Annotated in this window: 7 protein-coding genes; 4 read left to right on the top strand and 3 right to left on the bottom strand. The window is 70.7% G+C overall.

Annotated elements, in window-relative coordinates; genetic code table 11:
* Positions 1-175: 175 nt before the first annotated feature.
* Both fabI and fabG read right to left on the bottom strand, forming a co-directional pair.
* Positions 176-946 (bottom strand): enoyl-ACP reductase FabI, encoded by a 771-nt coding sequence (gene fabI, locus ACIQU4_RS25520; protein ID WP_403734919.1) that lies wholly within the window; start codon positions 944-946, stop codon positions 176-178.
* 5 nt (positions 947-951) lie between these two features.
* Positions 952-1,671, bottom strand: a complete 720-nt coding sequence (gene fabG, locus ACIQU4_RS25515) for a 3-oxoacyl-[acyl-carrier-protein] reductase (RefSeq protein ID WP_030300576.1) — start codon at positions 1,669-1,671, stop codon at positions 952-954.
* 185 nt (positions 1,672-1,856) lie between these two features.
* On the opposite strand from fabG, the gene ACIQU4_RS25510 reads away from it, so the two are divergent.
* From ACIQU4_RS25510 to tyrS, 3 genes are read left to right on the top strand one after another with little or no spacing between them, the layout of a single operon-like run.
* The gene (locus ACIQU4_RS25510) at positions 1,857-3,380 is read left to right on the top strand and encodes a TldD/PmbA family protein (protein WP_403734916.1); all 1,524 of its coding nucleotides are present in this window, start codon (positions 1,857-1,859) and stop codon (positions 3,378-3,380) included.
* Positions 3,377-4,780 (top strand): metallopeptidase TldD-related protein, encoded by a 1,404-nt coding sequence (locus ACIQU4_RS25505; protein ID WP_403734913.1) that lies wholly within the window; start codon positions 3,377-3,379, stop codon positions 4,778-4,780. Before ACIQU4_RS25510 ends, ACIQU4_RS25505 begins: the two co-directional genes overlap by 4 nt.
* A 57-nt stretch (positions 4,781-4,837) precedes the next feature.
* Complete coding sequence (tyrS, locus tag ACIQU4_RS25500) at positions 4,838-6,106, top strand: tyrosine--tRNA ligase (RefSeq protein WP_403734910.1); 1,269 nt, start codon at positions 4,838-4,840, stop codon at positions 6,104-6,106.
* 87 nt (positions 6,107-6,193) lie between these two features.
* Here the strand turns inward: tyrS and ACIQU4_RS25495 are convergent, their stop codons facing one another.
* Positions 6,194-6,472, bottom strand: a complete 279-nt coding sequence (locus tag ACIQU4_RS25495) for a GlsB/YeaQ/YmgE family stress response membrane protein (RefSeq protein WP_403734907.1) — start codon at positions 6,470-6,472, stop codon at positions 6,194-6,196.
* A 180-nt stretch (positions 6,473-6,652) separates the two neighbouring features.
* On the opposite strand from ACIQU4_RS25495, the gene ACIQU4_RS25490 reads away from it, so the two are divergent.
* The gene (locus tag ACIQU4_RS25490; RefSeq protein ID WP_403734903.1) at positions 6,653-6,985 is read left to right on the top strand and encodes a DUF3099 domain-containing protein; all 333 of its coding nucleotides are present in this window, start codon (positions 6,653-6,655) and stop codon (positions 6,983-6,985) included.
* The last annotated feature ends 109 nt before the right edge of the window (positions 6,986-7,094 follow it).

The raw sequence follows: 7,094 nt of genomic DNA, 5'->3' as shown, positions 1-7,094 counted from the left end.
TTTTTTCTTTGTGTTCGGCTGGGGGGGGGGGGGGGGCGGCCCGCCCCCCCCCCCCCCCCCCCCCCCCCCCCCCGGGGGGGGGCCGGGGCGCCCCCCCCCCCCCCCCCCGCCCCCCCCCCCCCGCCGCCGTACGGACGTACGAGTACCACTGCGTACCTGTCGGTCGGTACCTCGCTCAGGCACCCATCGCGTGCAGGCCGCCGTCCACGTGGACGATCTCGCCGGTGGTCTTCGGGAACCAGTCCGACAGCAGGGCGACGATGGCCTTGCCCGTCGGCTCCGGGTCGCTCATGTCCCACTCCAGCATCGAGCGGGAGTTCCAGACGTCGGCCAGGTCCGAGAAGCCCGGGATGGACTTCGCGGCCATCGAACCGAGCGGGCCGGCCGAGACCAGGTTGCAGCGGATGTTCTCCTTGCCCAGGTCACGGGCGAGGTAGCGGCTGGTGGCCTCCAGCGCGGCCTTGGCCGGGCCCATCCAGTCGTACTGCGGCCAGGCGAACTGCGCGTCGAAGGTGAGGCCGACGATGGCCGCGCCCTCCGCCGGGAACAGCGGCTTGCACGCCATGGTCAGCGACTTCAGCGAGAACGCCGAGACGTGCATGGCGGTCGCGACCGACTCGAACGGGGTGTTCAGGAAGTTGCCGCCCAGGGCGTCCTGCGGCGCGAAGCCGATGGAGTGCAGGACCCCGTCGAGGCCGCCGAGCTCCTCGCGGACGAGGCCCTCCAGGCGGGCCAGGTGCTCGTCGTTGGTGACGTCGAGCTCGATCACCTTGACCGGCTTGGGCAGCTTCTTGGCGATGCGCTCGGTCAGCGTCGGGCGCGGCCACGCGGTGAGGACGACCTCGGCGCCCTGCTCCTGGGCCAGCCGGGCGGCGTGGAAGGCGATGGACGACTCCATCAGCACACCCGTGATGAGGATGCGCTTGCCGTCGAGAATTCCGCTCATGGTGATCAGTGACCCATGCCCAATCCGCCGTCAACGGGAATGACGGCTCCTGTGATGTACGCGGCGTCGTCGGACGCCAGGAAGCTCACGGCTGCCGCGATCTCCTCGGGCTGCGCGTAGCGGCCCAGGGGCACCTGGCCGACGATGCCCGCGCGCTGCTCGTCGGTGAGCACCTTCGTCATGTCGGTGTCCACGAAACCGGGGGCCACGACGTTGAAGGTGATGTTGCGCGAGCCGAGCTCACGGGCGAGCGAGCGGGCGAAGCCGACCAGCGCGGCCTTGGAGGCCGCGTAGTTGGCCTGGCCCGCCGAGCCCAGCAGCCCGACGACCGAGGAGATCAGGACGACGCGGCCCTTCTTGGCACGGAGCATGCCACGGTTCGCGCGCTTGACCACCCGGAACGTGCCGGTGAGGTTGGTGTCGACGACGGACGCGAAGTCCTCCTCGGACATGCGCATCAGCAGCGTGTCCTTGGTGATGCCGGCGTTGGCCACCAGCACCTCGACCGCGCCGTGCGCGTCCTCGATCTCCTTGTAGGCCTGCTCCACCTGCTCGGAGTCGGTGATGTCGCAGCGGACCGCCAGGACGCCGAGCGCGGTGAGCTCCTGCGGCGGCTCACCCGACCGGTACGTGATCGCGACCTTGTCGCCGGCCTGCGCGAAGGCTCGGGCGATGGCGAGGCCGATGCCCCGGTTTCCTCCGGTGACGAGAACCGAGCGGCTCAACGGATCACCCTTTCGACTAGCTGTCTGAGTACCAAAAACCTATAGGCCAGGTCCCCCGAGCGGAGAATCGATCTCCCACAGGGCCTCGGTACGGGCTCTGTCGAGTCCCTACAGAAAGATGTAGGCACAAGAGCCCCGAGCGCGACATGATCGAGGCGACCGGCCCCGACCCCGGGAGGACTACCGTGCCCCATTCCATCGACGCGGCCTTCACCGCGCTGCCCCTGCGGGCGCTCGCCGACGCGGCGCTCGCCCGGGCCCGCGCGCTGGGCTGCGACCATGCCGACTTCCGGCTCGAACGGATCCGCAGCGCCGCCTGGCGGCTTCGGGACGCCAAACCCTCGGGCAGTTCCGACACCACCGACCTCGGGTACGCGGTCCGCGTGGTGCACGGGGGCAGCTGGGGGTTCGCCTCCGGTGTGGACCTGACCATGGACGGCGCCGCCAAGGTGGCCTCGCAGGCCGTGGCCATGGCGAAGCTGTCCGCGCAGGTCATCAAGGCCGCGGGTTCGAACGAGCGGGTGGAGCTCGCCGACGAGCCGGTGCACGCCGACAAGACGTGGATCTCCGCGTACGACGTGAACCCGTTCGAGGTGCCGGACGCGGAGAAGGCGGCCCTGCTCGCCGACTGGAGCTCGCGGCTGCTGGCCGCCGACGGGGTCGCGCACGTCGACGCCTCGCTGCTCGCCGTCCACGAGAACAAGTTCTACGCCGACACCGCCGGCACCATGACCACGCAGCAGCGCGTACGGATCCACCCGCAGCTCACCGCGGTCGCCGTGGACGCGACCACCGGCGAGTTCGACTCGATGCGCACCATCGCCCCGCCGGCCGGGCGCGGCTGGGAGTACCTGACCGGCACCGGCTGGGACTGGGACGCCGAGCTGGAGCAGATCCCCGGACTGCTCGCCGAGAAGATGCGGGCGCCGAGCGTCGAGGCCGGGCGCTACGACCTGGTCGTGGACCCGTCCAACCTGTGGCTCACGATCCACGAGTCCGTCGGCCACGCCACCGAGCTCGACCGGGCGCTGGGTTACGAGGCGGCGTACGCGGGGACCTCCTTCGCCACCTTCGACCAGCTCGGCAAGCTCAAGTACGGCTCCCCGGTCATGAACGTGACCGGTGACCGCACCGCCGAGCACGGGCTCGCCACCGTCGGCTTCGACGACGAGGGCGTCCAGGCGCAGAGCTGGGACCTGGTCAAGGACGGCACCCTGGTCGGCTACCAGCTGGACCGCCGGATCGCGAAGCTCACCGATCTGGGCCGCTCCAACGGCTGCGCCTTCGCCGACTCCCCCGGGCACGTGCCCGTCCAGCGGATGGCCAACGTCTCGCTCCAGCCGGATCCGGGCGGGCTGTCGACCGAGGACCTGATCGGCGGGGTGGAGCGCGGCATCTACGTCGTCGGCGACCGCTCCTGGTCGATCGACATGCAGCGCTACAACTTCCAGTTCACCGGGCAGCGGTTCTTCCGGATCGAGAACGGCAAGCTGGCCGGGCAGCTGCGCGATGTCGCCTACCAGGCCACGACCACCGACTTCTGGGGGTCGATGGAGAAGGTCGGCGGCCCCCAGACCTACGTCCTGGGCGGCGCCTTCAACTGCGGCAAGGCCCAGCCGGGCCAGGTCGCTGCCGTCTCGCACGGCTGCCCGTCCGCGCTGTTCCGCGACGTGAACATCTTGAACACCACGCAGGAGGCCGGCCGATGAGCACGCTTTCGAACGGACGCAGCAAGCCCCACGAGATCGTCGAGCGGGCGCTGGAGCTGTCCACCGCCGATGGCTGCGTCGTCATCGCCGACGAGGAGTCGACGGCCAACCTGCGCTGGGCGGGCAACGCGCTCACCACCAACGGCGTCACCCGCGGCCGGACCCTGACGGTCATCGCCACCGTCGACGGCAAGGAGGGCACGGCCTCGGGGGTCGTCTCGCGCTCCGCCGTGACCGCCGAGGACCTGGAGCCGCTGGTCCGGGCCGCCGAGGCCGCCGCCCGCGGCGCCGGCCCCGCGGAGGACGCCCGGCCGCTGGTCACCGGGACCCCGGCCTCGCCCGATTTCACCGAGGCTCCGGCCGAGACCTCCTCGGCGGTGTTCGCGGACTTCGCCCCGGCCCTCGGCGAGGCCTTCGCCCGGGCCCGCGCGGGCGGCCGGGAGCTGTACGGCTTCGCCAACCACGAGCTGGTCTCCACGTACGTCGGCACCTCGACCGGGCTGCGGCTGCGCCACGACCAGCCGAACGGCACCCTGGAGCTCAACGCCAAGTCCCCCGACCGGCAGCGCTCGGCCTGGGCCGGCCGCTCCACCCGGGACTTCAAGGACGTGGACCCGACCGTGCTGGACGCCGAGCTCGCCGTGCGGCTGGGCTGGGCGGAGCGGAAGATCGACCTGCCCGCCGGCCGGTACGAGACCCTGCTGCCGCCGACCGCGGTGGCCGACCTCCTGATCTACCAGATGTGGTCCGCGGCGGCCCGGGACGCGGTCGAGGGCCGGACCGTGTTCTCCAAGCCCGGCGGGGGCACCCGGCTCGGCGAGAAGCTGTCGCAGCTGCCGCTGACCCTGCGCAGCGACCCGAACGCGCCGGGCCTGGAGTCCGCGCCGTTCGTGATCGCGCACAGCTCCGGCGACGACGCCTCGGTCTTCGACAACGGCCTGCCCGTCCCGGCCACCGAGTGGATCCGGGACGGCGAGCTGACCCGGCTGACCACGACCCGGCACAGCGCGGGCATGACCGGGATGCCGGTCGCGCCGGGCTTCGGGAACCTGATCCTGGACGGCGGCGGCGACCGCTCGCTGGAGGAGATGGTGGCCTCCACCGAGCGGGGTCTGCTGCTGACCTGCCTCTGGTACATCCGCGAGGTCGACCCGGCGACGCTGCTGCTCACGGGCCTGACCCGGGACGGCGTCTACCTGGTGGAGAACGGCCAGGTCGTCGGCGAGGTGAACAACTTCCGGTTCAACGAATCGCCGGTGGACCTGCTGTCGCGGGCCTCCGAGGCGGGCCGGACCGAGAAGACCCTGCCGCGCGAGTGGAGCGACTGGTTCACGCGGGCCGCGATGCCCGCGCTGCGGATCCCCGATTTCAACATGAGCTCGGTCAGCCAGGGTGTCTGACCACCTAGACTGAGCTTTTGGCGCGACGCATTTCCCATCTGAAGGAGTCGAGAGACCGTGACGGACATCGTCGACGAACTGAAGTGGCGTGGGCTCTTCGCCCAGTCCACCGACGAAGAAGCGCTGCGCAAGGCGTTCGCGGACGGTCCGGTCACCTTCTATTGCGGCTTCGACCCGACGGCGGCCTCCCTGCACGTGGGACACCTCGTGCAGGTGCTGACCGTACGACGGCTCCAGCAGGCCGGGCACCGGCCGCTGGCGCTGGTCGGCGGGGCCACCGGTCAGATCGGCGACCCGCGGCCGACCGCCGAGCGGACGCTGAACGACCCGGAGACGATCGCGAACTGGGTGACCCGGCTTCGGGGCCAGATCGAGCCGTACCTGTCCTTCGAGGGCGAGAACGCCGCGATCATGGTGAACAACCTGGACTGGACGGCGGGCATGTCCGCCATCGAGTTCCTGCGTGACATCGGCAAGCACTTCCGCGTCAACAAGATGCTGACGAAGGACTCGGTCGCCAAGCGCCTGGAGTCCGACCAGGGCATCAGCTACACCGAGTTCAGCTACCAGCTGCTCCAGGGCATGGACTTCCTGGAGCTGTACCGGCGCTACGGCTGCACCCTCCAGCAGGGCGGGTCCGACCAGTGGGGCAACCTGACCGCCGGTCTCGACCTGATCCACCGTCTGGAGCCGCACGCCGAGGTGCACGCGCTGGCGACCCCGCTGATGGTCAAGGCGGACGGCACCAAGTTCGGCAAGTCCGAGAGCGGGTCCGTCTGGCTCGACCCGGAGATGACCACCCCGTACGCGTTCTACCAGTTCTGGCTGAACGTGGACGACCGGGACATCTCCACCTACATGCGGATCCTGTCCTTCAAGTCCCGCGAGGAACTGGAGGAGCTGGAGGCGCAGACCGCCGAGCGGCCGCAGGCGCGCGCCGCCCAGCGGGCGCTTGCGGAGGAGCTGACCACGCTGGTGCACGGCGCCGACCAGTGCACGGCCGTGATCGCCGCGTCGAAGGCGCTGTTCGGCCAGGGCGAGCTGGCGGACCTGGACGAGGCCACGCTGGCCGCGGCCCTGTCCGAGCTGCCGCACGTACAGGTCGCCGAGCCCGGTCTGGTGGTGGACCTGCTCGCGGAGACCGGACTGGTGGCCAGCAAGTCGGCCGGCCGCCGGACCGTGAAGGAGGGCGGCGCCTACGTGAACAACGCGAAGGTCACCGCCGAGGACGCGGTCCCCGCCAAGGAGGAGCTGCTGCACGGGCGCTGGCTGGTGCTGCGCCGCGGCAAGAAGAACCTGGCGGCGGTCGAGGTCACGGGCGCCTGACGGCCGGGACCTGAGGGCCGGAGCCCGAGCACGGCGGAGGGGCCGGTACGGACGAGACGTCCGGCCGGCCCCTCCGTCATGCCGCCCTCAGGTCGTCTGTTCGCTGCCGCCCCGGATCGCCTTGTACATCATGTCGCCGAGGCCCACGATCAGGACCGCTCCGGCGAGCTGCAGCAGGTGCCGGGTCCAGTCGATGCCCGCGGTCTCGGCGACGCCGATCCAGCCCGCGACGGCGTTGCCGAGGATGGCGCCGACCATGCCGAACAGCGTGGACAGCCAGATCGGCTGATGCTGCTTGCCCGGCAGGATCGCCCGGGCTATGAGGCCCAGCACGAAACCGACGATGATCGCCCACAACCATGACATGTCGAGCCTCCTCGTGGCGCGTTGTGCGCATGTGGGCCCAGTTTCGACCCGTCCGGCGTACTGCGCATTTCGAACAGCCCCATTCGGGGGACACCCCCTCTCCTCGCCACGGGGCGGGCGGCGTACGGTGGGAGGGGTTCGGACCGGGGAGTATCCGGCAGGCTGATCGGGCGGTGGAGCGTGGAGCGGAAGAAGCGGAACGGGGCCGAGGTCTTCCGGATCACCGGAGCCCGGATGGGCCTCGACGAGGACGTACGGGGACGGCAGCGCCGGTACGTCATCTCGATGGCGATCAGGACGCTCTCGGTGCTGGCGACGGTGATCCTGTGGAACGTGGAACGTCACGTGGCGATCGTGACGCTCATCGCGGGCGGGCTGCTGCCGTACGTGGCCGTGGTCATCGCCAACGCGGGGCGCGAGTCGACCCCCTCACTGCCCTCCCACTTCATCCCGTCACCTGTGCGTCCGGCACTGGACGCGGGAAACCTCAAGAAAAGCTCAGATCAATCATGAAGTTCCGGTGCACTGCACCGGGTCCTGCGTGACATACTGCCTACGCGCTCCGCATCCCCCGTCGGAGCGACGGACCGACGCCGGGCAGCTCCCCCCGTGGCTGCTCGGC

This window comes from Streptomyces sp. NPDC090741, from assembly GCF_044769045.1.
Taxonomy (GTDB): Bacteria; Actinomycetota; Actinomycetes; order Streptomycetales; family Streptomycetaceae; genus Streptomyces.
Note: the sequence above shows the minus strand (reverse complement) of the source record. Positions and strands in the feature narration are given on the sequence as shown.

Coding starts and splice junctions, on each gene's coding strand:
- fabI (WP_403734919.1), bottom strand. CDS start 946: ATGAGCGGAATTCTCGACGGCAAGCGCATCCTCATCACGGGTGTGCTG.
- ACIQU4_RS25505 (WP_403734913.1), top strand. CDS start 3,377: ATGAGCACGCTTTCGAACGGACGCAGCAAGCCCCACGAGATCGTCGAG.
- ACIQU4_RS25495 (WP_403734907.1), bottom strand. CDS start 6,472: ATGTCATGGTTGTGGGCGATCATCGTCGGTTTCGTGCTGGGCCTCATA.